Here is a 25,018-nt window from a genome sequence, read left to right as displayed (position 1 = left end):
ATCCCTGACCAACCTACGAATACGAAGCGATCGCGCTTGAGCCAGTCGTCTAGAACGTCAAACCACCCTCTACTGGGCGCACGTCCAACTGCGATGGTCATTAGAGCAAATCTCCAAATGTTTATAAGTACAGGTTGTATCTGTATTATAGATGGCTAAATAAAAGCCTTCCATAAGCAGAAAGTTAACCGGGTTGTTAACCAAGTTTACAATTTTTTACATACCTTTAATCATATTAGGTGTAAATCGCTAATTTTTCTAGGGGTTTTGTAATAAAAATTAATTTTTTATCCAGATGAGGTAGATAAAGCAGAGGAACAGAGAAGAAAGAGGTAATTTTAATTCTCCCCCTTGCTCCCTGCCCCTCTGCTTCTTCCAATGCCCATTTCCCTAGAATCACTCAGCTGACGCTAAAATGAGTCCACAGTTAAATTTGATTATTGCTAAATGTTTACCATCGATTTAAGCATCAGAAACACTGCTTTCCCTATCTCGGTACAACGTAAGTCAGCAGAGGATGCTGAGGCTGTCTATCAGCTAATTTTGGCAGCAATCCGTTCTGGGAATCCTGACATTGTGGAACTCAAGTGTGAGGGCAAGACAGAGAAAAAAATTGCTGTCCGCGCTAGTGAAATTTCTGGGGTGCAGATTGTTCAGAAAGATGGTACAACCCCTGGTGGTGGCAGACCACCTGGATTTTTCGCTGTAGCTGCTGAGTAACCAAGGTTGACAAATGGCTCAAGTGGGCATTGAGGTCAAGGATTTAAATTTCAGTTGGCCAAATGGAGAGAAAGTTATCAAATCTTGCTCTTTAGAAGTACCCAAGGGTGAGTTTTGGATGCTCTTGGGTACAAATGGCAGTGGAAAATCAACGTTACTTAGACTGCTGGCGGGGTTATTGGCTCCTGAATCTGGGGAAATTCGGGTTTTGCACCCCGTTGGCTTTGTTTTCCAAAATCCAGACCATCAACTAGTGATGCCAACGGTTGGTGCTGATGTGGCTTTTGGATTGGTGGAAGAAAAGTTGCCACCTGCTGCCACTAGAGCCAGGGTTGAGGAGGCGCTGGGAGCGGTGAATTTGCTTACTCTCCAACGACGACCTATTTATGCACTCTCTGGCGGACAGAAACAACGAGTGGCGATCGCAGGTGCGATCGCCCGTCGCTGTGAAGTCTTATTATTAGATGAACCCACTGCCTTACTAGATCCAGATAGCCAGTTAGATTTAGTTGCTAGTGTCCGTCGTCTTGTCAAAAGTCGAGGGATCACAGCCTTGTGGGTAACACATCGATTAGACGAGTTAAATTACTGTGACGGCGCTTTTTTGTTAGAAAAAGGCTCTCTGGTAGATAAAGGTGAAGCCCAACGCCTTAAACAACGTCTGATGGAGGTACACAGCGAAGCCTCTTAATTGAGTGCTGAGTAATGAGTGCTGAGTGAATAAGTACAATGAATTGTACTTAGCACTCCTGAATACTACTAAGAAAGAACTGTAACGCGCCTTTATTTAAAAGGCGCGTTTTAAGTTGGTGCGTCTATCTGTGCGTCTACCTTAGGTTGTAGTTTTGTGAGGTTGCCGTATTTTTTATTCTGTGTAGCATAGTGTTACAGACTATGCATCAATTATTATAAAACTTATGAATGAATTTTGTTAACTCTAGAAAATTGTGATTAAAAACCATGCCCCGTTCCTTACTCCAAGCCGTTTTGTTAGTGGACGGCTACAATATAATAGGCGCTTGGCCTTGCCTTAAAAAAACGCGTGATAGCGTTGGATTAGAGGCCGCACGGGGCGAACTTGTGGAAGCAATGACTGGTTATAGTGCGTTTCAAGGTTATACAACTCAGATAGTTTTTGATGCCCAATATCAGAATTCTTCTAGCAATAAAGAAATAATTACTGAGCTTTTATCAGTTTATTACACTGATTTTGGGCAGACGGCGGATACTTACATTGAAAAATCCTGTGCTTCTTTTCGTCACCAAATAGCCCAATCTTTAATTTCTCGTGTGATTGTTGCTACATCAGATCGGGCGCAGCAGTTGATGATACAGGGATATGGGGCTGAATGGTTGTCGGCGCAACAACTTTGTGGGGAAGTGGAAGCTACTGTCTGCCGGATGCGACAAAAGTATCATACGCGCAAGCAATCGAAGAGTAGGTTTTTAGCTAATGCTATTGATGCTAAAGCACGGCAGCGTCTGGCTGAATTACGAATGGGATTACAGTAGATTATCTAGTATTTAAGAGTCTCTGCTTAAGTTACTGAATGGATTTTGGCTGCAAAAATTATCTAAATTAAGCATCTAAAAAAAATATTGGCGAAAGTACTTGCCAAATCTTATTTTTAGCCCTACTATTATAAATCGTGAGTGGTCCTCAGTAGCTCAGTGGTAGAGCGATCGACTGTTAATCGATTGGTCGCTGGTTCGAATCCAGCCTGGGGAGTTTATCAGTTTTGGATTTTAAATTTTGGATTCTAGATTATCCATCAGAGAGTTATGGTCACTTGACTCGACTGTGACTTTTCTGAATCATGGGTCTTTTGGTGCTTGTACTAAACAAGTGCTGGAGTTTCAACAACATTTGCGATCGCAGCTCGAACAAGAACCCCTACGCTTTTTTGGTAGGGAATGGGAACCTCTGCTAGACAATGCTAGAAGTAAGCTGGCGGCGTTTGTGGGTGCTGATGTGCAGGATTTGGTATTTGTCCCCAATGCGACGACTGGCGTTAATTCGGTGTTAAGGTCGCTGACGTTTTCACCAGAGGATGAAATACTTACAACCAACCACGAATATAATGCTTGCCGTAATGCACTTGATTTTATCGCCAGTCGCACTGGTGCGCGGGTGGTGGTGGCAAAAGTTCCTTTCCCTATTGACTCGCCACAGCAAGTAATCGCAGCAGTAATTGAGCGAGTTTCACCAAAAACACGATTAGCACTTTTGGATCATGTTACCAGCCAGACAGGGTTAATCTTCCCGATTCAAGAGTTGGCGAAGGAGTTGCAACAACGGGGTGTAGATACATTGGTAGATGGGGCACATGCGCCTGGAATGATTCCCCTCGATTTGCGAGAGATTGGGGCAACTTATTACACAGGGAATTGTCATAAATGGCTGTGTGCGCCCAAAGGGGCAGCATTTTTGTATGTGCGGCGAGATAAACAGTCAGAAATTCGTCCTCTGACAATTAGCCACGGGACAAATTCGCCACGCACTGATAAAAGCCGCTTTCAGTTGGAATTTGACTGGACAGGTACAGACGATCCTACAGCTTATATGTGTGTACCGGAAGCGATCGCTTTTATGGGTTCGTTGCTACCTGGTGGATGGACAGAATTGAGACAGCAAAATCATCAGCTAGTGTTGCAGGGAAGACAGCTACTTTGTGAAGCGCTGGAGGTGCAGCCGCTTTGTCCAGAGGAGATGATTGGTTCAATGGCGGTTGTACCAATGCCTACGACTTTGGAAAACCGCGATTTCATGTCTATACACGATGAGTTGTTTGATAAGTTTGGTATTCAAGTGCAGGTGATGCCGTGGCAAGAACAACCTCGGCTGTTGGTAAGGATTTCGGCGCAGATTTACAATACTTTAGAGCAGTATGAGTATTTGGCAAAGGTGTTAAAGGGATTGTGCTGTTAATCTAGTTTAGGAAACTGGCGATCGCTTCAATGCTTTGTTCTGCACTATTAGCAGTCAACATTGGGCCATTTGCCAAATAGATATTTTCTCAGATACCACATTTAAGGCAGGAGACGCGGTGAATCGGCTAAGGCAAAAGACGTGATAAATCGCCGTCTCTACAAATCGGTACGGTGATTTATCGCGTCTTTGCGATCTGCAAAGAGATTATGGGGCTAGTGGTATTCTTTTAGGTGATTGCACTTAAAATTGCTGAAACTAGGATAACGCTTTACATGACTTCTGGAGCGCCGTCTTCTAATCCTTTTGTGGCTGCGGGGATGATTGAAGATCCCAGGCTGTTTGTCGGTCGTAAAGATGAATTACACGCGATCGCATCTCGGATGAAGGGCGATCAGCCTACAAGTATCAATATAGTTGGTGAGAAGCACATTGGTAAATCTTCGTTGCTGCATTATTTTTTTCGGACTTGGCAGCAGCGAGTGTTAAACAACAGCAGTAGTTATGTGGTAATTTACCTACCGTTACGGGGTGTAGATTGCCAAACTGAAACGGGTTTTTATGAGGCTGTAGCTGAAGGTTTACTGAGTCACGTTCCGGGATGGCAACAACGCAGTCTGCAAAATCCTTGGAAGACTAAACCGCTTAATCGTCAAGTTTTTTCAGATGCGGTTAAGCAATGGAAACAGCAAGGAAAGCTACCCGTTCTCTGTTTGGATGATTTTGAAAGCCTTTTGAAATATCCCGATAAATTCGATAATGGATTTTATGACAATTTGCGATCGCTGATGGATAGCAACGCCTTGATGCTAGTGGTGGCTTCCCGTAAACAACTGGATGTTTATGCTAGCGAGCATCGGTTTGTCTCTAGTTTTTTCAATATTGGTCACACTATTTCTTTGAAAGAACTAACTACAGACGAGGCTATTGAACTGTCGCGCTTACCAACTCGCTCTACAAATGGTGCAGCTTTGAGTGTAGATGAACAGAATCATGCCCAGCAATGGGGTAGTCGTCATCCTTACAAGTTGCAATTGGCTGGTTACTATTTGTGGGAAGCACGTCAACAAGGCAAAGCAATCAAGTGGGCGAAACAGCAGTTTGACCAACAGCTTGCAAATCCTAAATCCGCATCCAAGGGACAACGATGGCAATTATGGCTGCGTTGGTTAATTTGGGATTTGCCACTGCGTCTAGGTAAGATGCCCAAATTCATCGGTGAAACCGTAGGTGATATAGGCAACTGGATTACTGGGTTAGTCATCCTGCTTTTACCAGTTTTGGTTTGGGTGGGTGTGCTGCACTGGAATGAAGTTTGGGATTTTGTGCGTGACAAGCTGGGGATAAAGTAGCAATGAGTAACACGTCTCCAGCATCAGGCTTTTGGAATTATGTGGCTGAATGTGTGCGCCTGCTGTATTGGATTTACTTCAAGCCTTTTACTTTTGAACGTTGGCTGCGCGATATACATCCAGAATTGAAGCCGAGAGATAACCCTTTTGATAAACGAGTTGAGTTTCGTACTAACCTGTGCCTGTGTCGCTATGCTAGGCAAGTTTGGTGGTTAACTGCTGTAGTTCCGATGTTTGCCGTGTTGCTGGTGGCACCAATTTACACTTTGGTTAGTGGTGAATCATTTAACTGGTTTATAAGCTGTGTTTTTTTGGTGGGCTGGTTTATAGGAAGGGTTGTAGACCGTGGCAGTAATAAAAATAGGCTAGTTATTTTCCTTATTGCTGTCCTTAGCATGTTTTTGGCATATCAATTTTTATCAAGCGTGGCGTTCTGCGTAGCGTTCGGCGTGGCGTTCGGCGTAACGTTCGGCGTAACGTTCGGCGTGGCGGTAGGCGTGACGTTCGGCGTAGCGTTCGGCGTGGCGATAGGCATGGCGATAGGCGTGGCGGGAGGCGTGGCGTTCGGCATGACGTTCGGCGTGGCGGTAGGCGTGGTGCGAGGTGTGGGGGTAAACGTGATGCGAGGCGTGGCGTTCGGCGTGGCGGGAGGCGTGGCGTTCGGCGTGGTGGGAGGCGTGGCAGGAGGCGTGGCATGGATTTTCGGTGTATTGCGGGTTTACTTTTGGTTGCCAGAATTACTATGGATACTCACCCTGTTCTTGTTGTCTAGCAATGGAAAGCGGGTAAATTGTTTGCGATATCTGCCCCCTCGCTTTGATGAATTGATTATTTTGCCTCTGCCTTTCATGGATGCGATGATTGTAGAGGCTTATCGAAAGAACCCAATCGCTGCCCATGAGACTATTAATTATCTAATTACATCCACCAATCAGCAAAAAGTTGCAGCACAGGCAATTTCTGGTATTGCTGTAGATATTGTCAACCGTTGTCAAAGGTTGAGCGATATTGTAGAGATTGCCAACCAACTAGCTTGGATTCCCTCACCATCACCAAAGGAACTTGGCACTGTACTACCCCAATTTTTAGAAATCAGCCAGAATGTACGGGCATCAGAGGAAGCAACTTCACCTTATCGGAAATATGAGTTACTCAATATTCCCATCAACGCATTACGCGAACTGGGGCAAAGTCTAGCTTTGACAAAAGATGCTCGTGTTGCTGTCTCTTTTGGCAACACTGCACAAAGCTGGCTGACTATACTAGAGACGGCGCAGCGCACTTTAAACGAACAGGCACAGCAATCAAAAGAAATTCGGCAAGTTTATATTGCTGGTAATTCGCTAGACCCCGAAACAGCAAAGAATCGTTTCAAAGGGCGAATTGACATATTTCGGGAAATCGAATCTTTGGCGCTTTCTGAGCAACCGCCAGTGTTGTTACTCTATGGTGGGCGGAGGACAGGGAAAACCTCAGCGTTGAAATATCTCCCTTACAGAATACAAGCAAATATTGTACCTTTGCTGGTAGATTTACAAGGAGCAGCAGCAGCTACAACGTTAAAAGGATTGGCTGAAAATTTAGCTCAACAAATTATCGAAGCTGCACGGCGATTACCCCGCAAAGTCTACTTGCCTAATCCAGATGCCAATAAACTAGCTGAAGATCCATTTCCCGCCCTGCAAACTTGGTTAGCAGAAATAGAACGCAGCAACTCTGATAAGCAATTTCTCCTCTGTTTGGATGAATATGAACGCCTGAGTGAGGTAGTGAAAGCAACAAGCAGCCGTGCGCCACTAAATTTTATCCGTAACCTGCTGCAACATCAACACCAGTGGATTTTACTTTTTAGTGGTTCACAGGATTTATCTGAACTTGATGATTACTGGAGTGACTATCTAATTAACACCCGTGCTTTGCGAATGACTTACCTGCACGAGTTAGAAGCCCGCGATTTGATTCAACAGCCAGTAGAGAACTTCGGCGATATCTATGAACCAACTGCTGTAGATGAAATTATCCAACTTACTCGCTGTCAACCTTATCTCGTTCAGTTGGTGTGTTATGAGGTGGTGGAGTTGCTAAACCGCGATATCAGAAGAAACAGGCGAGAAGCAGATACAGCCAAAGCTACTGCACAGGATGTTAAAGAAGTTATACCTGTTGTGCTTGAGCGAGGCGATCAGTATTTTCGAGAATTATGGAAGAGTTTAACAGATAGCGATCGCTCTCTCCTGCGCCGGATAATCCACGGGGAAACTCCCACGCAGCAAGACAAAGGTGTTATTCGCAAACTAACGCGAAAAGAAATCTTGACTCAAGAAGGCAATACTTTCCAAGTGCCTTTGGTGCAAAAATATATAGAACAGTTACTAGAAGAAGAGTAATAGTGTAAGGGCGAATAAAGTTTTCATTGTTATCGTTGTAACCGACATCGCTACAGACATAACCAATGTTCCTACAGGGAAGGCAGAAGTTGCTACAGCCTGCGCGAAACACGGAAACGTCAAGGCAGAAGTTCCTACAGGGAAGACGGAAGTTGCTACAGCCTGCGCGAAACACGGAAACGTCAAGGCGGAAGTTACTACAGGGAAGACGGAAGTTGCTACAGCCTGCGCGAAACACGGAAACGTCAAGGCGGAAGTTACTACAGGGAAGGCAGAAGTTGCTACAGACACGACCGATGTCGCTACCGTCGTAGCTTTGGGCTGTAGTGGCTTTTTATAGCAGTTGAAATATAGTTTAGAACATAAACCGATCGTAAAATGCCGACATCAATACACTTGCAAGCCTGTTGCCTATTGCCTATTCCCTGCTATAAATTCAACTTAACTATGAAATATCACAGTCAGTAAAGGGAGGAACGCCAACAGAAAGCCATGCCAAGATTGTAATTGAGCTTCTGGGGTTGGTTCTGGTGGTGCTAATAAAGCTTCTACTCTTTGTTCTAAACGATCTGCACCAGAGGAACCTAATGCAGCACAGCAAATTTCTGATAAGACGGGGCCGCTACTAACTACTAATAAAAGTGACTCTGCTAGCACCAGAGGATCTACCTGCAATGCTGCATAACCGTCAGCACGGAGTTCGCGCAAAGCTAACAATTCTTCCCACAAAGGCTCTGTATTCGGCAACCATGCAGTGCAAGAACGCACCCAACCCAGCCAGAAAAACCAGAATGTATCCCTGTAATGGTGATGCCCTTGCTCATGGGCTAAGACGCTTTCTAAATGAGCCGGTGAGAGAGTTTGCACTAATCCTTGGCTAACCACTAATTCTGGTTGCCAAAAACCGATTTGACCTGCAAATAACGCGCCTGTTTGCAGCAGTCTGGCTCGTCTATCGCCAACATTCACTAAAGGACAGTTACGGGCAGATTCTACAGACTGCCAACCCTGGAAGGCAAGTTTAATGCAGGAAATGGCAAAAAATGCCAAATAAATTAATGCTAGTAAATAGCTAATTGAGCCTGTATACATTCCGCCCATTTGTCCTTGAGGCCCCATGAACAGCACAGCGATCGCAGTCATGAAAATTAGCAAGGGCGGGAAGAGAAACAAAAATAGCGATCGCTGCCACCGCAGATTCCAATTACCTTGGTGTTGATTCCAAGCGGATCTTAACCACCAGGCAACTGCCAAAGAATTCAAAATCATTATCAGATGCATCATTTTTCCTCCCTGGCTTGGCGTGCAGATTGAATCCGTTTGGCGATCGCTGCTATTTGCTCACTAGCTGCTTCATCCAGACTATCAGCAAAAGCTGCAACAACATCGGGGTTCCCCACTGCCAGAAATCGCTGTAACTGCTCATGAGCTTTGATGACATCTGATTGCTGCTTACTCAGCATTGGCCGCCAATAGAATGCCCGCTCTTTTTTATCGCAGGCTAACCAACCTTTATCAGTGAGGCGACGTAAAACGGTGGTGACGGAAGTATAGGCCAATTCGCGGTTGGGATCGGTCAAAATGCGATCGTGTACATCCTTGACTGTGGCTGAACCAAGTTCCCAGATGATATTTAAAATTTCCGCTTCCAAGGGGCCTAAAGATAGTTGTTTAGGGCGGTAGTCGGGTAAAGGTGCCATAGCGATTTCGATTTGAGATTTTGGATAAGCGGAGTGGAGGTGAAAATTTCGGTTTTTGTTTGGCAAGGTTAGTCAGTATGCGTAGTGGTGCTAACTTGGAATGCCAAATACAGCTTGAGAAAGTCTGTTATTGTTTTACATTACAGGATAATGCAGCAAGTCTGAAAGTCTATAAGCATAAAAGTAGACTTTTTGAATGTTTATATATTGAATGGGTTACATAGTGCATCCTGATGCTAAAAAAATCCCTGAGAGTAATTGTAACTATAGTTAGTGTCACCAACTGGGTAGAATGTTATTTGCGGAAGTTGTATTAAAGCAGGTGTATCCAGCACGTGAAGCTATTTGTATACCACACTCCTGAATTGACTCCAACAGGTAAAGTGCCAGAATGTGCGATCGCAGTCGATGTTTTGCGGGCTACTAGCACAATAGCGACAGTTTTGGCAGCTGGAGGCGAAGCTGTACAAGTATTCAGCGATTTAGACAAGTTAGTTGAAGTTAGCGAAAAATGGCCCGCTGAAAAACGGCTGCGAGCTGGAGAACGCGGTGGCGCGAAAGTACCTGGCTTTGAGTTGGGTAACTCTCCCCTCGATTGCACACCAGAATTAGTGCAGGGGCGACGGTTGTTTATCAGTACCACAAATGGCACTCGTGCCTTACAACGGGTACAAGACTCCCCAAATCTCTTAGCAGTTGCCTTGATTAACCGGGCGGCGGTGGTGCAATTTCTTTTGGAGAAGCAACCAGAGACAGTGTGGATTGTCGGTTCCGGTTGGGAAGGTAGTTTTTCTTTAGAGGATACAGTTTGTGCGGGTGCGATCGCTCACAGTATTTTACAACAAACACAGTTGTCACCAGAAGAACTAGCTGGTAACGATGAAGTAGCTGGTGCGATCGCTCTTTACTCTCAGTGGCAAGATAATTTATTAGGATTATTCCACCAAGCTAGTCACGGCCAACGATTGTTGCGTCTTGACTGTTTAGATGATTTAAAATATTGTTCCCAAACTGATATTTTAGATGTTTTGCCAATACAACATGAAACGGGAGTATTAAAAAGTCAAAAGAAATAGGGAATGGGTAGTGAAGAAGGGAATAGGGTACAGGTTACAGATTATTTTTTATTACCTGTCACCTGTACCCTATTCCTTAATCTTTATGCCCAATTTTAAAATCTGCAAGCATTTGTCGGAGTCTTTGCCGCCAATGAGGGGGATAAGTCCCTAAAATTGCCGCAATTTTTTTACAAGCAAGGACAGAATAGGCTGGGCGACTGGCTGGTGTTGGATATTCGGCAGTTGTAATGGGGACAATACGTTCAACTTTCAAAGGGAAGCCTAGCTGTTGGGCTTCTTCAAAAATGGCAACTGCAAAGTCATACCAGCTAGCAACGCCGCTATTAGTGTAGTGATAAGTGCCACTAATTTCTGGGGTTAACTGAGGAATAGTCTGGGCGATGACTGCGGCTATATCTTGCGCCCAAGTCGGGCTACCAATTTGATCGGCAACAACACGGAGTTCTTGGCGTTCCGCTCCTAGTCGCAGCATAGTTTTGACAAAATTACTTTTGCCAAAGGTTCCATAAACCCAAGCAGTACGGAGGATGAGATGATGGGCGCAGGCTTCCCGAATTGCTTCTTCTCCAGCAAGTTTGGTTTTACCATAAACACTCAAGGGATTAGTTGCATCGGTTTCCTGGTAAGGGCGATACCCATTACCATCAAAAACATAATCGGTCGAAATATGAATTAGAAAAGCTCCTAATTTTTGGCTTTCTTGGGCAATAATTAGGGGTGCAGTAGCATTAATAGCGTTAGCAAGTTCGGGTTCGCTTTCTGCTTTGTCTACAGCAGTGTAAGCAGCAGCATTAATAATGATTTGCGGCTGCTTTGCTCTGATAAAATTGCGGAGATTATCGGGTTGGGCAAGGTCTACTATTGGGCGTGCTACTGAGGTAACATCGCCATAGCTTGAGAGGGTTTGTTCTAGTTCCTTACCCACTTGACCGTTGCTACCAATCAGCAAAATTGATTTAGTCATTTGTCATTTGTCTTTTGTCATTTGTCCAAGAGAAGCCACGCCTACTCTTTAACGTGGTTTGAATTAGTCCGATGAAAGACAAAGTTTTTCCGCCACACCATAAAAGTAAGCTTAGGGTATCACAAGAGACGGGGTATGTACTAATGACCAATGACCAATGACTACTTAATCAAATACTTCAGCAGTTCTCAAAGGTTTCCCGGCTTGGTCTTTAGCTGATAAAATCGGTGGCGCACTCACAGGCCAATCTATCGCTAAATCTGGATCATTCCATAAAATTGTGCGATCGCCTTGGGGTGCGTAGTAATCTGTAGCTTTATAGAGAACTTCGGCTATTTCTGAAAGCACAAAAAACCCGTGAGCAAAGCCTGGTGGTATCCACAGTAGGCGCTTGTTCTCAGCACTGAGTTCATAACCCACCCATTTGCCGAAGGTAGCCGAACTTTTTCTAATATCTACGGCTACGTCAAAGATAGTGCCAACAATGGCCCGAACAAGTTTACCTTGGGGTTGTTGAATTTGGTAGTGCAATCCCCGTAGTACATTTTGTTTAGAGCAAGAGTGGTTATCCTGGACGAAGTTGGTAACAATACCAGTCTCTTGAGCAAATTTTCGGTCGTTGTAGGCTTCAAAAAAGAACCCGCGATCGTCTGCAAATACTTTGGGCTCGAGTTGTATAACTTCGGGAATTTTGGTATGTACAATACTCATCAATATTATTTCGAGTAACCCACCACAGTGTTAATTGTGAGAGTAATTTAATGCTTGTATTTTACAGCTAGCAGGTAACACTTCGACCGTGGCTTTTCCTCTTTTCAACAAGTAAATCAGGTTAGTTCAATTTGACAGTCATCGCCAATTAGAAATCGCAAGGCTTTAGGGCGGCGAGGTGCAAGAGTCAATTGTGCCCGTTGCCCAATCACACTATCAATAATGCGCTGATGAATTCCAGCAATTTTAGCACCTTCTAAAATCACGCTGTGTTCTAAATCAGTATCAATAAGTGTCGCATTGTTGGCAATGCTACTATAAGGGCCAATAAAGCAGTTTTCTAAATGACAATTGCTACCAATGACTACTGGCCCCCGAATTGTGCAGTTAATTACTTTAGATTTTGCACCGATTTGGACTCGTCCAATAATCTGACTTTGGGCATCGATTTCGCCAAGAACTGATACTGTCAGATAGGTATCGAGAATCAATCGGTTAGCTTCTAATAAGTCATCTTTTTTACCAGTGTCAAGCCACCAGCCTTGAAGATTATATGCTAAAACTTGCTTATTCTGATTAATTAGGTATTGAATAGCATCAGTGATTTCTAGCTCGCCTCTGGCAGAAGGTTGGATATTTGCGATCGCATCAAAGATGAGGTGAGAAAAGAAATAAACCCCTACCAATGCCAGATTTGAAGGAGGAACTTTGGGTTTTTCAATTAACTGTAATACCCGTCCTGTATCATCTACCTCAGCTACACCAAAGGCGCTAGGGTTGGCAACCGAACGCAAGAGAATCAGAGCATCTGGCTGTTGTTGACTAAATTGTTGCAGAAAGTAACGTAACTCCCCTAGTTGAATCAGATTATCGCCCAAATACATGACAAAGGGAGAATTTTCTAAAAACGGATGGGCAATTTGAACGGCGTGAGCAAGTCCGAGTGGCTGCTCTTGGACGATATAGGTGATATTTGCTCCAAAGTATTCTCCATTTCCGGTTTTCCCTTGGACTTCTGCTCCAGTTTCCGGGCTGATGATAATACCAATATCAGTAATCCCAGTAGCGACCATTTCTTCAATGCCGTACCATAAAACAGGTTTATTAGCAACTGGTACGAGTTGTTTGGCTCCGCTATAAGTTAGGGGACGTAGGCGTGTACCTTTACCGCCAGAAAGAATTAGTGCTTTCATAGGGATTGAGGATTAATTATGAGTCAATAGTCAAGATAATCTGAAATCTGGACAAAATCCTAAATCTTGGTATCTAAATTCTCGCTTTAGTTATTTTTTATATGTAACGGGATAATACTTCGACGGTTGCTTTTCCTGTTTTTTCCCAACTGAATTGTTGGGAATGAGTGATACCCTGGCTAGAAAGGTGCGATCGCAAACCCAAATTAGTTGCGATCGCCTGCATCGCCTCTGTAATTTCTCCAGTTTTGTATGGATCGATCAGAATCGCCGCATCTCCAGCAACCTCTGGTAGGGAGGAGAGATTGGAGGTAATGACGGGAGTGCCACAAGCCATTGCTTCGAGGACAGGTAAACCAAAGCCTTCCCAGAGACTGGGGAAAACCAGAGCGATCGCTTCATTGACGATTTTTGGCAATTCGCTGTAAGGAACATAGTCCAGAAACTTCACCTGATTAGTTATACATAGTTCTGCAACTTGTGCTTTTAAAGTAGGGGTGTAACGCGAATCAGTTGGCCCTACTAACCATAGTTCATATTCTTTGGAGTTGGGTAACGCAGCAAAAGCAGCAATCAGTCGCTGGATATTTTTGTAAGGCTCTTGGCGACCAATGTAGAGAAAGTAGTTGCGGGTGGGTAGATTGAGAGGGCGAAAGTGAGTGTGATCGTAGGCTAGGGGAATGGGGGTAATTTTGTTTGCAGGAATTCCGTAAAAATTGGTGATATCCTGAGCCGTAGTTTGGGAGATGCAAATAATGTGTTGTGCTTGTTTAAGAACTTGGGGAGTGTAGTAGCGGTGGTAAGGGATGAGTGGTGAAAAGCGCTTGGGAAAGCGCAACGGTATCATGTCAAAAGACGTGATTATAAAACGACAGTTGGTATAAAGAGGTGCTTCTGGAAGTGGAGAGAATAAAAGACTAGATTTGAGGTTATTATAAATTTTTGGTAGTTTAAATTGCGTCCATCTCAGGCGACGTAAATGACCTTTAATACCTTGTTCTGACGTTTGATTAGCAGGAGTTTGATAAGAATTATAGTTAGGAAAATATTGTGAAGTTAAAAGGGTTGGTTGAAGTGATTTTAAGTGAGGTAAAAGATTAAAAGCATAAGTCGTAGTCCCTGTGGGTTTAGTAAGTATAAATGAAAGGTTAATTAATAAAGACATAATTATTTATACATAAAACTTAGTTTTATAATTTCCCAACTATAAGGATTGGATGTTTTTAGGTATTGATATAAAAACTTAAATATTAAATATACTCTTAACGTCAAAATTTCCCACATCGGACGATGTTTATGATAGTAGTAAATCTGGCTGCGTCTATATTCTACAGACATTTTATTGGATATTTTTTTTACAGAATGTCCTCTTAGATGAATTAGGGATATGTGGGGAGTATAAATAATTTTATACCCTTCATTCCTGACTCTTTGACACAAATCAGAATCTTCAAAATACATGAAGAATTTTTCGTCAAAACCATCTAATAAATTAAATAAATTTGCCCTAATAAAAAAGGCTGCTCCGACGACAATATCTACTTCTTTAATATCTTGAAAATCCTGCTCTATAATATTAAAAGCATTTTTATTCTCAGCATATTTATGTATCTTTTGTGCTTGAAACTCTCCTCTAATTCCGATTTCAGGTGAAAAAGAAATTTGAAAACTTCCATCTGGAAAAAGTAATTTAGTACCAATAACACCTACATCTTGATTTCCAGACATTAATTCTATGAGATGGGGTAAGATGTTATTTGTAAGTATTGTATCAGTATTTAATAATAATAAAAACTCACCTTTTGCTACTTTTGCACCAGCATTATTTCCTGCTCCAAAACCAACGTTTCTTGGTAGTTTGATTAATTTGATTTCAGGAAATTTATTATCAACAATATCTATACTATTATCTTGAGAATTATTATCAACTAAAATAATTTCACAGTTATCTTTAGGAATAAATTTTTCTAGAGAATTCAAACAATTTATTAAAACATCTGCACCATTATAGTTAACTAAGATAATTGATACTGATTTAATTAATTGTGTGTTCATTCTTACAGTGTGTGAGATAACAATCTCAACTACCAAGTTTTACTAATATTTCCAATCAAGCCCCGATAAGTCCCTAATAAACAAGCCCATATTTTTAATTGTTTATCTTCTAAATCATATAGCATAATAAAAAGAATTTGAAGCAGCATATATTTTATTCGTCGAATTAAGCTAGTGAAGTGATAGTAACCTTGAGAAAAGCGAGTTTCCAAATAACTATGATTACGACAGATATAGTAATAACGTAAAGCTGAATATTGTTGTATATAGCGATATTTATTCATAAATTTTACTTGAATAGGACTACCAAAATTGTGGTGCATACTAGCTTTAGTAGCAATCAGGTTATGAAAGCCTTTTTGTCTTAGCCGCAATCCATAATCAAGGTCAATACCATCAATAAATAGGTCAGCACAAGGAGGAGAAATGGTTTTAGCGGCAGCTAATGAAATTAGAGATCCTGATGTAATCGGTGAATCACATTCATAAAAATCAACACTACTATTATGTTTAAGTGCTAGAAAATGATCGTTAAAAAAAACTGCACCTTCTATAACTTTATTAGTTCTAGGATCAGAAGGAGTAGGAGCAATAATGCCAATTTTATAATTATCTTTTTGAGACAATTGATAATAAGTGGTTAGCAAAATTTCTAAACAGTTTGCAGTCGGAACACTATCTTGATCAAAAGACCATAAAAAGTCATATTTTTGTTCGATAGCCCATTTGATTGCCCAAGTTAGTCCTGCCGCAATTCCTATATTTTCTGGATGAAACTTGATTAAAATATTTTCTTTATTTGTGAGATGCAATAAAGGCTTTTTTGTGGAGTTATCTAATATCAGCAACTTGTCAACCGTAAAGGAGGATTGGCAAGCAATAGCATTAAGACAATCCATAACTGCTTTTGGATCTTCATAAGCAGTTATATAAGCTGCTATCTTATACTGAGACTTCATTTGCGTAATACTTATAATACTTATATAGTAAACCGATGCATAGGGAAGGCAATTGTGACATATTTAATAAATTGATAATATAACAAACTAATTTCATTACAAATTGATATTTCTCTGATTATATCTGGATTTATTCAGAAGATTTGAAAGCGATAAGGAATTCATTATAAGCACCATCATTGTATTGTTTATCAACAATTCCCAAGCCTTCAATAATATCCCCATCGATCAAGTATTTCATTTGAGTGAAAAACTCTTCATCTGTCCAAACGTGGCAATGAGCATCTGCAAGTCCAGATTCAAAATTTTCGCATCCCCATTTATAAAACTCTTTAGGTGATTCTATGCTTTTCTGCTTTAAATCTTCAGATATAACTTTGGCAAATTCCAAGATATGTTCTAATGAAGGATAATTACAGTTATTGTAATAATCGTCGAGTAAATGTTCTATTGTTGTTGAAGGTCTTGAAGCATCAAAAGTTCTTCTCTTATCTGGACAGGCAATAACTATAAATCCTCCTGGTTTCAGCAAATTATGTAAATCCTTAATATAACTAATGACATTAGGAATATGCTCAATTACATGACAGAGAATGACAAAATCAAACTTTTTGGGAATTTGACGGTGAACTTTAATATCCCTTTGGAGAATATATTTGATCGGCATTACTGTTTCAGCAGGAAGGTTCCAAAGAGCAATCATTTCTTCCGATGAACGAAAATCGGCAAACTCACATTTGCCAACCTCTTTGGTAACAGTTGGTAGATCGCAAGCTCCTATTTCTAAACCTTCTGCATTTTCTAAATTCACTAATTTATTTAAAAATTGCAAGCGATTTAACTGATAATCTACTCTAGTAATCATGTTTTCTACTGACTCCTATCTTTCAACCTAAAATCAATTGCTTCCTTATTTATTTATACTTAATTCAGCTTTTAATTCTAAAGCTATATTCCATAAGAATTTTCTCAAATTTCATACACATATTTTGTAACGTTAGATCCTTCACTGATTCATAGCCAGACGTTGCAATATTTTGCCGCATTCCAGCATTATTTATTAGATCCATTAATGCATTAAAAACAGCTTGTGAATTAGGTTCACATAATAGACAAGTTCCTTCCTTAACCATTGATCGTACTGGAGGTACATCCACTTCGACTGTGGCACAGCCACAAGCCATTGCTTCAAAAACAACTGTGCTTATATTTGTCATAGAAAAAGATAGATGTATATCAGATGAGCGCATTGCTTCTGCTGTTTCAGCTTGAGTTAAAACTCCCAAATTTTCGTAAGGAAATGGAAGTTCTAAAGCTTCTTCCAGTCCATACAATTTGATTTGCACATCAGAATTGTGCTGATGCAATTTATTTAATGATTCTACTCCCAAAGCAAAATTACGCCTGGGGATATGAGGACGAGCAAAAAATAGTATTGAACAGGGTTTCGTTGTACTTAAATGACGATCCAAAATAGGATTTTCAGCTAAAAATACTTCACCTAATGGAAAATCTACATACGGATAGTCAATTTTATTTCTTTGGCTCAATATCTCTGCCAAATACTTGCCTAAAGTAATTATATTTAAAGGTAAATTATAAGTGGCTTCTGCTTGAGTAAAGTTAGACTCTCCAGGTTTATAAAAGTAAGGTTCATAATCTTGAACATAGTATGCTTTGAATCGGGTATTAACTAGTTGCTCAACAACATAAGCTGTAGGCCAATTTGTAGCGATCGCTATATCTGATTCTAAAATTCCAGCATGACCACAATGAATGATAGCGTTACTCTTCCCAAAATTCTCCTCGCAAAAATCTCTTACTTGTTCAGTAGTAAAATTGGTTAGATGAGCAATTGGTTCAATATAGATATTGACGGTGTGTTCTTTAGCTGCCAGATAATAAGCTAAATTAAAAATATGCTTATAGCCTCCACCCGTTTGAGCAATCGGCGCTCGCAGAATAAAAGCAATGGAAAGAGGTTTATTGGGTGATAAACTTCCCCCCAATAAATATTTCCACTTCTCCATACTTTCTGTAGCTGCAACCCGCGTCAAATAGCGAGAATTTACATCTTCAAAGGCTTTATGCCCCATTTCCTGTCTCAACTTCTGGTTAGTTACCAATTGATACAGAGCATCTTTCCATTCATCCAAATTATTACACAGTAGTCCATTAACTCCATCTTGAATAGCGACACGAAAAGCACTTGTATCCGAAGCAATTGTTGGGACAGATAAAAGCGCTGCTTCAAAATATTTGAGTTCACTTTTTGATTCGGTAAAGTCATTATTTTTTTCCAAGGGTGCAAGATTAATATCAACTTTCCGGTACAGTTCTGGTAAATCCCTCCAAGGCATATATGGAACACACTCTATTTGTGAGGCAACTTCCTGTAATGCTTCTGGGATATCGAGATGTCCAACTACCATGAGGCGGACATAAGGAAATTCTGTGAGAATGCTTTTTAAGGCTAAAACACATTCTGCAAAATCTTTAACATGAGTTTTAGTACCACTAAAATAGGCAATCCGAAGCATCCCATCATTAGGAACATAACTCTTACGAGCTTCGATCGCTCCTTGTTCCATCTCATTACTTATACGATTACGTAAAATTACCGAAACTTTGTCAGGAAAACTTTGTTGTATTTCTTGCTGGAGTTTGTTTGTACTTACTGTTATGTAGTCACATAAAGACATGGATTTACGATATCGCTTTACTCCATTTTCGTATAGAGTCTTCTCTTGTTGATCCATTAGCGTACAAGCATGAATTTGAGAAATACGGGATGGATCAAACACTAAGTCATCAGTATCAAAAATAACTTTTATGTCTACTTTTTTTGCATTGAAAACAAACTGTTCAAATTCGTTAGTATGGGGAACTCGATGAGCAATAATTATTTTATATTTAGTGATAAGTTCATTGTATAAAAATACCATTGGTTCATATACATCAACTGTATAGCCAAGGTACTTTAGGATTTCCGCTTGATGATGACATCGATAACGATAAGAATCTCCCGGGCACCCACTAATAAAAGCAAACATTTTTAACATGTTATCAGTGAATAAATCTTCTTGAAGAGAGTTAGAAGTTTTCAGGATGTCTTCTGTTTTATTAACTATGTTTAACTCCTTATTATGTGTAAATATTTCTGAGGCGGGAACCAAATTTAGGAAACCCTTAACTCTGAACCAAGTTTTCCTTAACTTCCAGAACTTACTGGTTTGCATTGCAGTAATAGAAGTTTGAGCATATATTAATTCAGACTGTGATTTCTCTAATTTCGCCTGAGTTTGTCGGAGTTGAGATTGCGATCGCTCCAATTCTGTCTGGGTTTGCTGTAGATTAGACTGCGATCGCTCCAATTCTGTCTGGGTTTGCTGTAGATTAGACTGCGATCGCTCCAATTCTGTCTGCGTTTGTTGTAGATTAGACTGCGATCGCTCCAACTGAAGCTGATTCTCCTGTACTTGAGCTTGGGCTTGCTCCAGTTCTACTTGTGTTGAATGCAGTTGAGATTTCAATTGCTCCGATTTTTCCAACAGATTAGAGAAGCGTTCGCTTATTGCAGCATATTCTCCTTCTATAGTCCAAGGATCTGCCCGAATAATAAACTGTAAAGTGTCAGCATCTTTATCTTCTTCAATTTGTTTAATAGTATCACTGTTGAATTGTTCTCTCTTATGTTGAGGGATCAAAGAACTATCTGAAAAAACTTCTAGTTTTGTCCGATCAGCAATATTTACTAAATATCCTGGTATTTCAAATAACTCCTCAACCGTTTTTCTGGTAAAAAACCTCAGGTGAGTATTATCTAAAATCCCTAATTCTGTATATTCAAATTTACCTTGTAGTAAAGATAAGCGAATTGCACCGTGAGCAATATTTGGAATAGAAGCAACTACATATCCATCTTTTTTTAATATCTGCTTGGTTTCTTCCAAAATTTTCCAAGGGTTTCGCAGATGTTCTAAAACATCTCCAAACACTGCAACATCGAACTCCTGGCTAGGCAATATTTCTGTAACAGAAACAAAATCCAAATCGGCAACTATTACCTCTTTACAGTGCTGTTCGGCAACTTTAGCAGCATCTGGATTTATCTCTACTCCTGTGACAATACAGCCTTTTCTACTAAGTAACTGAGCAAAGTAACCAGTTGCACACCCAAAGTCTACTACTCGCTGATTGTCTCCAATGAGGTTTAACATTTTCCTTAAAACGTGGTTTTCCCCCAAACCTTCTTCTGTAAGATTTTCAGCCGATGGATAATCCTTTGACCAATCTTTATTCATAATATATAGAACTTTAATATGTGTATTAATTAAGCTGGTGTAACTACTGTTGGTAAAACTTTTTTGTTTACTTTCACGACCATCGGTTGATGGACTAAAGCATGAATGAGCTTTCCAGTGTCTGGGGGTAAAATTTGAAAAACCATTATATTATCAATCCAGTCAAAGCTAAGAGCTTCATAGCTTTCAGCTCCAGCAACTGTTAAGCTATAAGAACTAGGTCTAAGAGGCAAATTAAATTTAAACTTAATTTCTATTTCTTCTCCTGGTTCTAATTTATCTATTTTTATATTTTCTTCTAAAGTATTGCTACCAATTACCTCATTACCATTTTTGTCACACAGATGAAAGCCAACAATACAACTTTTTATGACAGAATAAACTTTTAAATTGACAATCAATGTTACTTCTTCATTAAATGCAAAGATTGGACTTTCGCCAGCATAATGACCTAATTGATTCAAGATTTTTACGTTTTCGATTCTGGCTTTTCCACTTCCTCTGCGTGTTGCCTTGCTGAAACTTGAACTTGGAGATTCAATATCAAAATTTTGAGAATCTGAAGCTTCTATTGCGTTATCTACAACGGTATTTACTTGCTGTTGAGAGTTAACTTTAATATCTTGTGCTAAACCTAATTCAAGTTCTGTAATTAATTTTAAATATTCAATTACAACGGCATTTGGCAATCCTGTCGTATGTATTTTTCCATCATGAATCATCACCGCTGAATTGCACAATGTTTTAATTGCGCCTGCATCGTGGGAAACAAATAATGTTGTAACTCCAGAATCCATCATTGCACGCATTCGCCGCATACAACGATGTTGAAATACAACATCTCCAACAGCAAGTGCTTCGTCAACAATTAAAATCTCTGGATCGACATTGACTGCAACAGCAAATGCCAAGCGGACATACATACCACTAGAATAAGTTTTAACAGGTTGATCGATGAAATCGCCGATATCGGCAAAAGCGGCAATATCATCAAATCTGTCTTCGATTTCTTTTCGACTTAATCCTAACAATTGTCCGTTAAAAAAGACATTTTGCCTTCCAGTAAACTCTGGATTAAAACCACTTCCTAATTCTAATAAAGCAGAAACTCGACCTACGACTCGCACATCACCACTGGATGGTGTCAGGGTTCCCACTATAATTTGTAGCAATGTACTTTTTCCAGAACCGTTGCGTCCAACGATTCCAACTGTCTGTCCTTTGGGAATCTCAATGTTGATATCCCGAAGTGCCCAAAATTCATCTGTTCTACTCTTACCAGGTAGCAAAACTTCTTTTAGCCTATCTACAGGTCGGCTATACCGTTTGAAACGCTTCGATACATTCTTAAGGGAAATAGCAATTTCTTCACCCATACTTTTGCTGTCAATCCTAAAAACTCACACACTAAAGCTAAAATGCGATCTCTACGACGGGCTATGCCTACGTACTCATTTTACTTTGCCAGATGTCACTACATAATCAATGCTGGCATCTCTAGCTAAATGACTCCGTGCTATCAAACCGTCAGTTTACAATACATCGGCAAATGCTGGACGCAGGCGGCGATAACACCACAACCCCCCAAAAAAGATTACAACTGCAATTAGTGAAGAAACTCCCCACTCACCCCAGTGTTTGACTTCTCCAACTAAAACTATGTCACGATAAACTTCAGCGATCGCTGCTATTGGATTTAACCAGAATACCAAAGTCCGCCATTGCTCAGGAATTGCTGATGCTGGATAGACAAGCGGTGTCGCATAAAACCAAATATTTAAAATCACCCCTAAAGTCTGCGGGATATCTCGCAAAAACACTGTTAGTCCTGCCACTAAATAGCCCAATCCTGCCGTTAGCAATAACTGTGTTAGCCATACAAAGGGTAATAGCGCCAAGGTAGCATGTAAAGTATGAGAAGTTACCGCCACAAAAAAAATCAACGCCATTAAACCCAAGGAACTCTCAATGAACGTTGATAAAATTGGCACGAGCGGTAACAAAGTTAGGGGAAATACAACTTTCTTGACTAAATTCGGCTGTCCTACGACTGAATTAGCAGACTGCATCAAACCCCCCATAAAAGCAATCCAGGGAAGCAAACCCGCAAATAGCCACAAACCAAAGGTGAAGTTATTTTCTGGTAAAGTTTTCAAACTTAACTTCACCTTCAACACAACCGAAAACACATAGGTGTAAATCAGTAATTGTGATAGCTGATTTAGCAAAGGCCACAAATTGCCTAAAACAGAACCCTTATACCTCGCTTCTAAATCCCGACGCACCAAAGTTCTCAGCAAGTCAAACTTTGCCCACAACCGTTCATTTATCGGTAGTATGCGCCTCAGTCTCCCTGCCTTATGTACAAATCCTCGTATTGCTCGCAACAATTCCCGCTTCCTCGTTCACTACCGACACACCCAATTTTTCTCCATAAAGCTTAATAGCTATGAAAATATCCTGTGTTACTTGGGGAATACATTATTACTAGAAAATCTTACACAAATTGTCTTGGTGATTATACAATGAATCGGCTAGTGCTAAGTATATTTTTCTTAGCAATATAAATTCTGTTGGCAACACTGCTTGTCTTGTTAAGGACGCAAGTTTTTGCTTAACTCAAGCTATCTGGATCAATTCCTTGCGATCGCAGACACTCTGCTAATCGCTCTGCCGTTGGCTGTCTTGCTCTGCTTTTTCTCCTAGCTTTGCCACCCAACCCCCTGAAGTATATCAACGCAACCACAAATCCTTTATATTACAAAAGATGGCGAGCATGGTAGTAAAGGTTTAAGTTGTTAGCAAACAAAACTTCTTCAGATGGATAAGATTAGAGGTTCACAAGTCTCACTCAGAAAATCCGCCTGAATGCAGTGAAATTTATCTGTAAAACCTAATTTTCATATTAATTCACTGGGTAAATCATCCATCCTAGGCATGGTTTTTTGTGGTGGACGGAGGATAGTTTGATACATAACTACTACTTTGGTTGCTTAACTCAAGCTATGTAGATGAACCTCTAACGATCGCAAATGTTCCACCAATACGACTAATCGTTGCGATCGCATCTGTGGTTAATTTTAAGTTCTGAGGTTAGAAGTTTAGAATTTTCTCCCTCATCTCCCCTGAATTTGTGAAAGCTGAGTCACGGATTCCGCTACACTGAGACTTGGTTTGTTGCATTGTAATCAGGCATGGAAATCGGACAAAAGGTTAAAGTCTTTCGTTTGCGCGATCGCGTTTCTCCCCCAATTGTAAAAAAACTAGGACAAGTGGGTATCATTCAAGGCTACAAAGTCATTGATAGTGGGATCGGTGTAGTAGTGCTGTTTGAGGACAATACTTCCACTTGGTTTTTTGAAGATGAAATTAAACCTGTGTAGTAATAAAGAACTCAGATCGGAGTTTTTCTCGGTATCTGAAATTTCCAGCACAGGTTGAGAATCTTTATTGAGTGCTAAGTTGGAATTGAAAAGATCGGCGGTGAAAATAGGAATCAAGTAATGGCTCTAATATTGACATTTTTGGGCAAAGGCGGCACCGCTCGTACCAAAATTGCGATCGCCGCAGCCAAATTATTGGCAAGTCAAGGCAAGCGCGTACTCCTAGCAGGACAAGCAGAACCAACATTGTCAATCCTGTTGGGTACTACCATTGCTGCCGATCCTCAAGAAATCGCTCCCAAGTTACAGGCGGTACAGTTTCAAGCATCTGTACTGCTTGAACGCAACTGGGACGAAGTGAAAAAACTGGAGGCACAATATCTCCGCACGCCCATCTTCAAAGACGTTTTTGGTCAAGAACTGGTAGTATTGCCAGGGATGGACAACGCCCTAGCTCTCAATGCTATCCGCGAATATGATGCCAGTGGCAAATATGATGCGATCGTCTACGATGGCACAGGTGACTCTTTAACGTTGCGAATGTTGGGTTTACCAGAATCCCTCAGTTGGTATGTCCGGCGATTTCGGCAATTATTTGTCAACTCCGATTTGGGTAAGACTATTACTGAATCGCCCTTAATCCAACCGCTAATTAGCAGCTTTTTCAATATCAACTGGACAGCAGATAACTTTGCAGGGCCTACCAACCAAGTCAATAATTTCTTGGAAAAAGGGAGAGCCGCTCTTGCCGATCCGAAGCGTCTTGCTGCTTTCTTAGTGACCACAGGAGATCCAATTGACGTAGCAAATGCTCGTTATTTATGGGGTAGCGCTCAACAAATTGGTTTAACTGTCGGTGGTGTTCTGCTTGTGTCTCCTGAGACAAACGTCAATCTGCCAGAGGAATTTATACCCCTACCTGTCAGCGTTGTTCCCGACTCGCCAACAGGTGACTGGCAAACACTGATAGACGCACTACCCAACTTTGAAGCACAAGCTTTACAGGCTCCTAAACCAATTGAAATAGACATTCACAATCGTCAAGTACGCTTATTCTTGCCAGGATTTGACAAAAAGCAGGTCAAACTCACCCAATATGGGCCAGAAGTCACGGTAGAAGCAGGAGACCAGCGACGGAATATTCCCTTACCCCCGGCTCTCAGTGGCAGACCTGTGGCTGGAGCAAAGTTTCAGAATAATTATTTGATAATTTCGTTTTAAGTTATGGGAATGGAGCATGGGGAATGGGGCATGGGGAATAGGGAATAGGGAATAGGGAATA

The 25,018-nt window shown here is 41.0% G+C and carries 22 protein-coding genes and 1 tRNA gene; 10 read left to right on the top strand and 13 right to left on the bottom strand.

Annotated elements, in window-relative coordinates:
• Positions 1 to 447: 447 nt before the first annotated feature.
• From H6G86_RS30345 to H6G86_RS30315, 7 genes are all read left to right on the top strand, one after another.
• On the top strand, positions 448 to 720 hold the full coding sequence (locus tag H6G86_RS30345; protein WP_012410874.1) for a UPF0367 protein family: 273 nt from the start codon (positions 448 to 450) through the stop codon (positions 718 to 720).
• A gap of 13 nt (positions 721 to 733) precedes the next feature.
• Positions 734 to 1,411, top strand: coding sequence for an ABC transporter ATP-binding protein (locus tag H6G86_RS30340; protein WP_114082780.1), 678 nt, complete (start codon positions 734 to 736; stop codon positions 1,409 to 1,411).
• Positions 1,412 to 1,680: 269 nt separating this feature from the next.
• Positions 1,681 to 2,232, top strand: coding sequence for an NYN domain-containing protein (locus H6G86_RS30335; protein ID WP_114082779.1), 552 nt, complete (start codon positions 1,681 to 1,683; stop codon positions 2,230 to 2,232).
• A gap of 145 nt (positions 2,233 to 2,377) precedes the next feature.
• Positions 2,378 to 2,449, top strand: a tRNA-Asn gene (locus tag H6G86_RS30330).
• A gap of 24 nt (positions 2,450 to 2,473) precedes the next feature.
• Entirely contained in the window at positions 2,474 to 3,649 is a 1,176-nt protein-coding gene (locus tag H6G86_RS30325; protein WP_199338476.1) for an aminotransferase class V-fold PLP-dependent enzyme, read from the top strand.
• A gap of 275 nt (positions 3,650 to 3,924) precedes the next feature.
• Positions 3,925 to 5,001, top strand: a complete 1,077-nt coding sequence (locus tag H6G86_RS30320) for an AAA family ATPase (RefSeq protein WP_190937419.1) — start codon at positions 3,925 to 3,927, stop codon at positions 4,999 to 5,001.
• A 2-nt stretch (positions 5,002 to 5,003) separates the two neighbouring features.
• A complete protein-coding gene (locus tag H6G86_RS30315) occupies positions 5,004 to 7,388 on the top strand; it encodes an ATP-binding protein (RefSeq protein ID WP_190937418.1) in 2,385 nt (794 codons plus the stop codon).
• Between the two features lie 441 nt (positions 7,389 to 7,829).
• Here H6G86_RS30315 and H6G86_RS30310 read toward each other — a convergent pair whose 3' ends face one another.
• Positions 7,830 to 8,669, bottom strand: coding sequence for a M56 family metallopeptidase (locus tag H6G86_RS30310; protein ID WP_190937423.1), 840 nt, complete (start codon positions 8,667 to 8,669; stop codon positions 7,830 to 7,832).
• Complete coding sequence (locus H6G86_RS30305; RefSeq protein WP_094329782.1) at positions 8,669 to 9,088, bottom strand: BlaI/MecI/CopY family transcriptional regulator; 420 nt, start codon at positions 9,086 to 9,088, stop codon at positions 8,669 to 8,671. Before H6G86_RS30305 ends, H6G86_RS30310 begins: the two co-directional genes overlap by 1 nt.
• A gap of 335 nt (positions 9,089 to 9,423) precedes the next feature.
• Between H6G86_RS30305 and H6G86_RS30300 the strand changes: the two genes are divergently transcribed.
• Entirely contained in the window at positions 9,424 to 10,164 is a 741-nt protein-coding gene (locus H6G86_RS30300) for a 2-phosphosulfolactate phosphatase family protein (RefSeq protein ID WP_190937417.1), read from the top strand.
• A gap of 76 nt (positions 10,165 to 10,240) precedes the next feature.
• Here H6G86_RS30300 and rfbD read toward each other — a convergent pair whose 3' ends face one another.
• The 11 genes from rfbD to H6G86_RS39695 form a co-directional block, all read right to left on the bottom strand.
• Positions 10,241 to 11,131 (bottom strand): dTDP-4-dehydrorhamnose reductase, encoded by an 891-nt coding sequence (gene rfbD / locus H6G86_RS30295; RefSeq protein WP_190937416.1) that lies wholly within the window; start codon positions 11,129 to 11,131, stop codon positions 10,241 to 10,243.
• Between the two features lie 165 nt (positions 11,132 to 11,296).
• Positions 11,297 to 11,842 (bottom strand): dTDP-4-dehydrorhamnose 3,5-epimerase, encoded by a 546-nt coding sequence (gene rfbC / locus H6G86_RS30290; protein WP_190937415.1) that lies wholly within the window; start codon positions 11,840 to 11,842, stop codon positions 11,297 to 11,299.
• A gap of 116 nt (positions 11,843 to 11,958) precedes the next feature.
• Positions 11,959 to 13,035 carry a glucose-1-phosphate thymidylyltransferase gene (locus H6G86_RS30285; RefSeq protein ID WP_190937414.1) on the bottom strand — a complete coding sequence of 359 codons (1,077 nt, stop codon included), beginning with the start codon at positions 13,033 to 13,035 and terminating at the stop codon, positions 11,959 to 11,961.
• 97 nt (positions 13,036 to 13,132) lie between these two features.
• Positions 13,133 to 14,200, bottom strand: a complete 1,068-nt coding sequence (locus H6G86_RS30280; RefSeq protein WP_190937413.1) for a glycosyltransferase family 4 protein — start codon at positions 14,198 to 14,200, stop codon at positions 13,133 to 13,135.
• A 2-nt stretch (positions 14,201 to 14,202) separates the two neighbouring features.
• The gene (locus tag H6G86_RS30275; protein ID WP_190937412.1) at positions 14,203 to 15,090 is read right to left on the bottom strand and encodes a glycosyltransferase family 2 protein; all 888 of its coding nucleotides are present in this window, start codon (positions 15,088 to 15,090) and stop codon (positions 14,203 to 14,205) included.
• A gap of 29 nt (positions 15,091 to 15,119) precedes the next feature.
• Positions 15,120 to 16,049: a glycosyltransferase family 2 protein gene (locus tag H6G86_RS30270; RefSeq protein WP_190937411.1), complete on the bottom strand. Its 930-nt coding sequence runs from the start codon at positions 16,047 to 16,049 to the stop codon at positions 15,120 to 15,122.
• A gap of 130 nt (positions 16,050 to 16,179) precedes the next feature.
• The gene (locus tag H6G86_RS30265; protein WP_190937410.1) at positions 16,180 to 16,914 is read right to left on the bottom strand and encodes a class I SAM-dependent methyltransferase; all 735 of its coding nucleotides are present in this window, start codon (positions 16,912 to 16,914) and stop codon (positions 16,180 to 16,182) included.
• A gap of 64 nt (positions 16,915 to 16,978) precedes the next feature.
• Positions 16,979 to 20,353: a rhamnosyltransferase WsaF family glycosyltransferase gene (locus H6G86_RS39920; protein ID WP_190937409.1), complete on the bottom strand. Its 3,375-nt coding sequence runs from the start codon at positions 20,351 to 20,353 to the stop codon at positions 16,979 to 16,981.
• Positions 20,354 to 20,382: 29 nt separating this feature from the next.
• On the bottom strand, positions 20,383 to 21,729 hold the full coding sequence (locus H6G86_RS30255) for an ABC transporter ATP-binding protein (RefSeq protein WP_190937408.1): 1,347 nt from the start codon (positions 21,727 to 21,729) through the stop codon (positions 20,383 to 20,385).
• Between the two features lie 156 nt (positions 21,730 to 21,885).
• Complete coding sequence (locus H6G86_RS30250; RefSeq protein WP_190937422.1) at positions 21,886 to 22,731, bottom strand: ABC transporter permease; 846 nt, start codon at positions 22,729 to 22,731, stop codon at positions 21,886 to 21,888.
• 236 nt (positions 22,732 to 22,967) lie between these two features.
• Positions 22,968 to 23,099 carry a hypothetical protein gene (locus tag H6G86_RS39695; protein WP_277883687.1) on the bottom strand — a complete coding sequence of 44 codons (132 nt, stop codon included), beginning with the start codon at positions 23,097 to 23,099 and terminating at the stop codon, positions 22,968 to 22,970.
• A gap of 448 nt (positions 23,100 to 23,547) precedes the next feature.
• Here H6G86_RS39695 and petP point away from each other — a divergent pair, with 448 nt between their 5' ends.
• Positions 23,548 to 23,736 (top strand): cytochrome b6f subunit PetP, encoded by a 189-nt coding sequence (gene petP / locus H6G86_RS30245; protein ID WP_114082757.1) that lies wholly within the window; start codon positions 23,548 to 23,550, stop codon positions 23,734 to 23,736.
• Between the two features lie 120 nt (positions 23,737 to 23,856).
• Entirely contained in the window at positions 23,857 to 24,957 is a 1,101-nt protein-coding gene (locus tag H6G86_RS30240) for a Get3/ArsA fold putative tail anchor-mediating ATPase NosAFP (RefSeq protein WP_190937407.1), read from the top strand.
• The last annotated feature ends 61 nt before the right edge of the window (positions 24,958 to 25,018 follow it).

This window comes from Nostoc sp. FACHB-133 (genome assembly GCF_014698055.1).
Taxonomy (GTDB): Bacteria; Cyanobacteriota; Cyanobacteriia; order Cyanobacteriales; family Nostocaceae; genus Nostoc.
This window is presented reverse-complemented; position numbering and strand designations above follow the sequence as displayed.

Coding starts and splice junctions, on each gene's coding strand:
- H6G86_RS30255 (WP_190937408.1), bottom strand. CDS start 21,729: ATGGGTGAAGAAATTGCTATTTCCCTTAAGAATGTATCGAAGCGTTTC.
- H6G86_RS30345 (WP_012410874.1), top strand. CDS start 448: ATGTTTACCATCGATTTAAGCATCAGAAACACTGCTTTCCCTATCTCG.
- H6G86_RS30315 (WP_190937418.1), top strand. CDS start 5,004: ATGAGTAACACGTCTCCAGCATCAGGCTTTTGGAATTATGTGGCTGAA.
- H6G86_RS30285 (WP_190937414.1), bottom strand. CDS start 13,035: ATGAAAGCACTAATTCTTTCTGGCGGTAAAGGTACACGCCTACGTCCC.
- H6G86_RS30280 (WP_190937413.1), bottom strand. CDS start 14,200: ATGTCTTTATTAATTAACCTTTCATTTATACTTACTAAACCCACAGGG.
- H6G86_RS30320 (WP_190937419.1), top strand. CDS start 3,925: ATGACTTCTGGAGCGCCGTCTTCTAATCCTTTTGTGGCTGCGGGGATG.
- H6G86_RS30335 (WP_114082779.1), top strand. CDS start 1,681: ATGCCCCGTTCCTTACTCCAAGCCGTTTTGTTAGTGGACGGCTACAAT.
- H6G86_RS30275 (WP_190937412.1), bottom strand. CDS start 15,090: ATGAACACACAATTAATTAAATCAGTATCAATTATCTTAGTTAACTAT.
- H6G86_RS30340 (WP_114082780.1), top strand. CDS start 734: ATGGCTCAAGTGGGCATTGAGGTCAAGGATTTAAATTTCAGTTGGCCA.
- H6G86_RS30310 (WP_190937423.1), bottom strand. CDS start 8,669: ATGCATCTGATAATGATTTTGAATTCTTTGGCAGTTGCCTGGTGGTTA.
- H6G86_RS39920 (WP_190937409.1), bottom strand. CDS start 20,353: ATGAATAAAGATTGGTCAAAGGATTATCCATCGGCTGAAAATCTTACA.
- rfbC (WP_190937415.1), bottom strand. CDS start 11,842: ATGAGTATTGTACATACCAAAATTCCCGAAGTTATACAACTCGAGCCC.
- H6G86_RS30265 (WP_190937410.1), bottom strand. CDS start 16,914: ATGATTACTAGAGTAGATTATCAGTTAAATCGCTTGCAATTTTTAAAT.
- H6G86_RS30240 (WP_190937407.1), top strand. CDS start 23,857: ATGGCTCTAATATTGACATTTTTGGGCAAAGGCGGCACCGCTCGTACC.
- rfbD (WP_190937416.1), bottom strand. CDS start 11,131: ATGACTAAATCAATTTTGCTGATTGGTAGCAACGGTCAAGTGGGTAAG.
- petP (WP_114082757.1), top strand. CDS start 23,548: ATGGAAATCGGACAAAAGGTTAAAGTCTTTCGTTTGCGCGATCGCGTT.
- H6G86_RS30305 (WP_094329782.1), bottom strand. CDS start 9,088: ATGGCACCTTTACCCGACTACCGCCCTAAACAACTATCTTTAGGCCCC.
- H6G86_RS30270 (WP_190937411.1), bottom strand. CDS start 16,049: ATGAAGTCTCAGTATAAGATAGCAGCTTATATAACTGCTTATGAAGAT.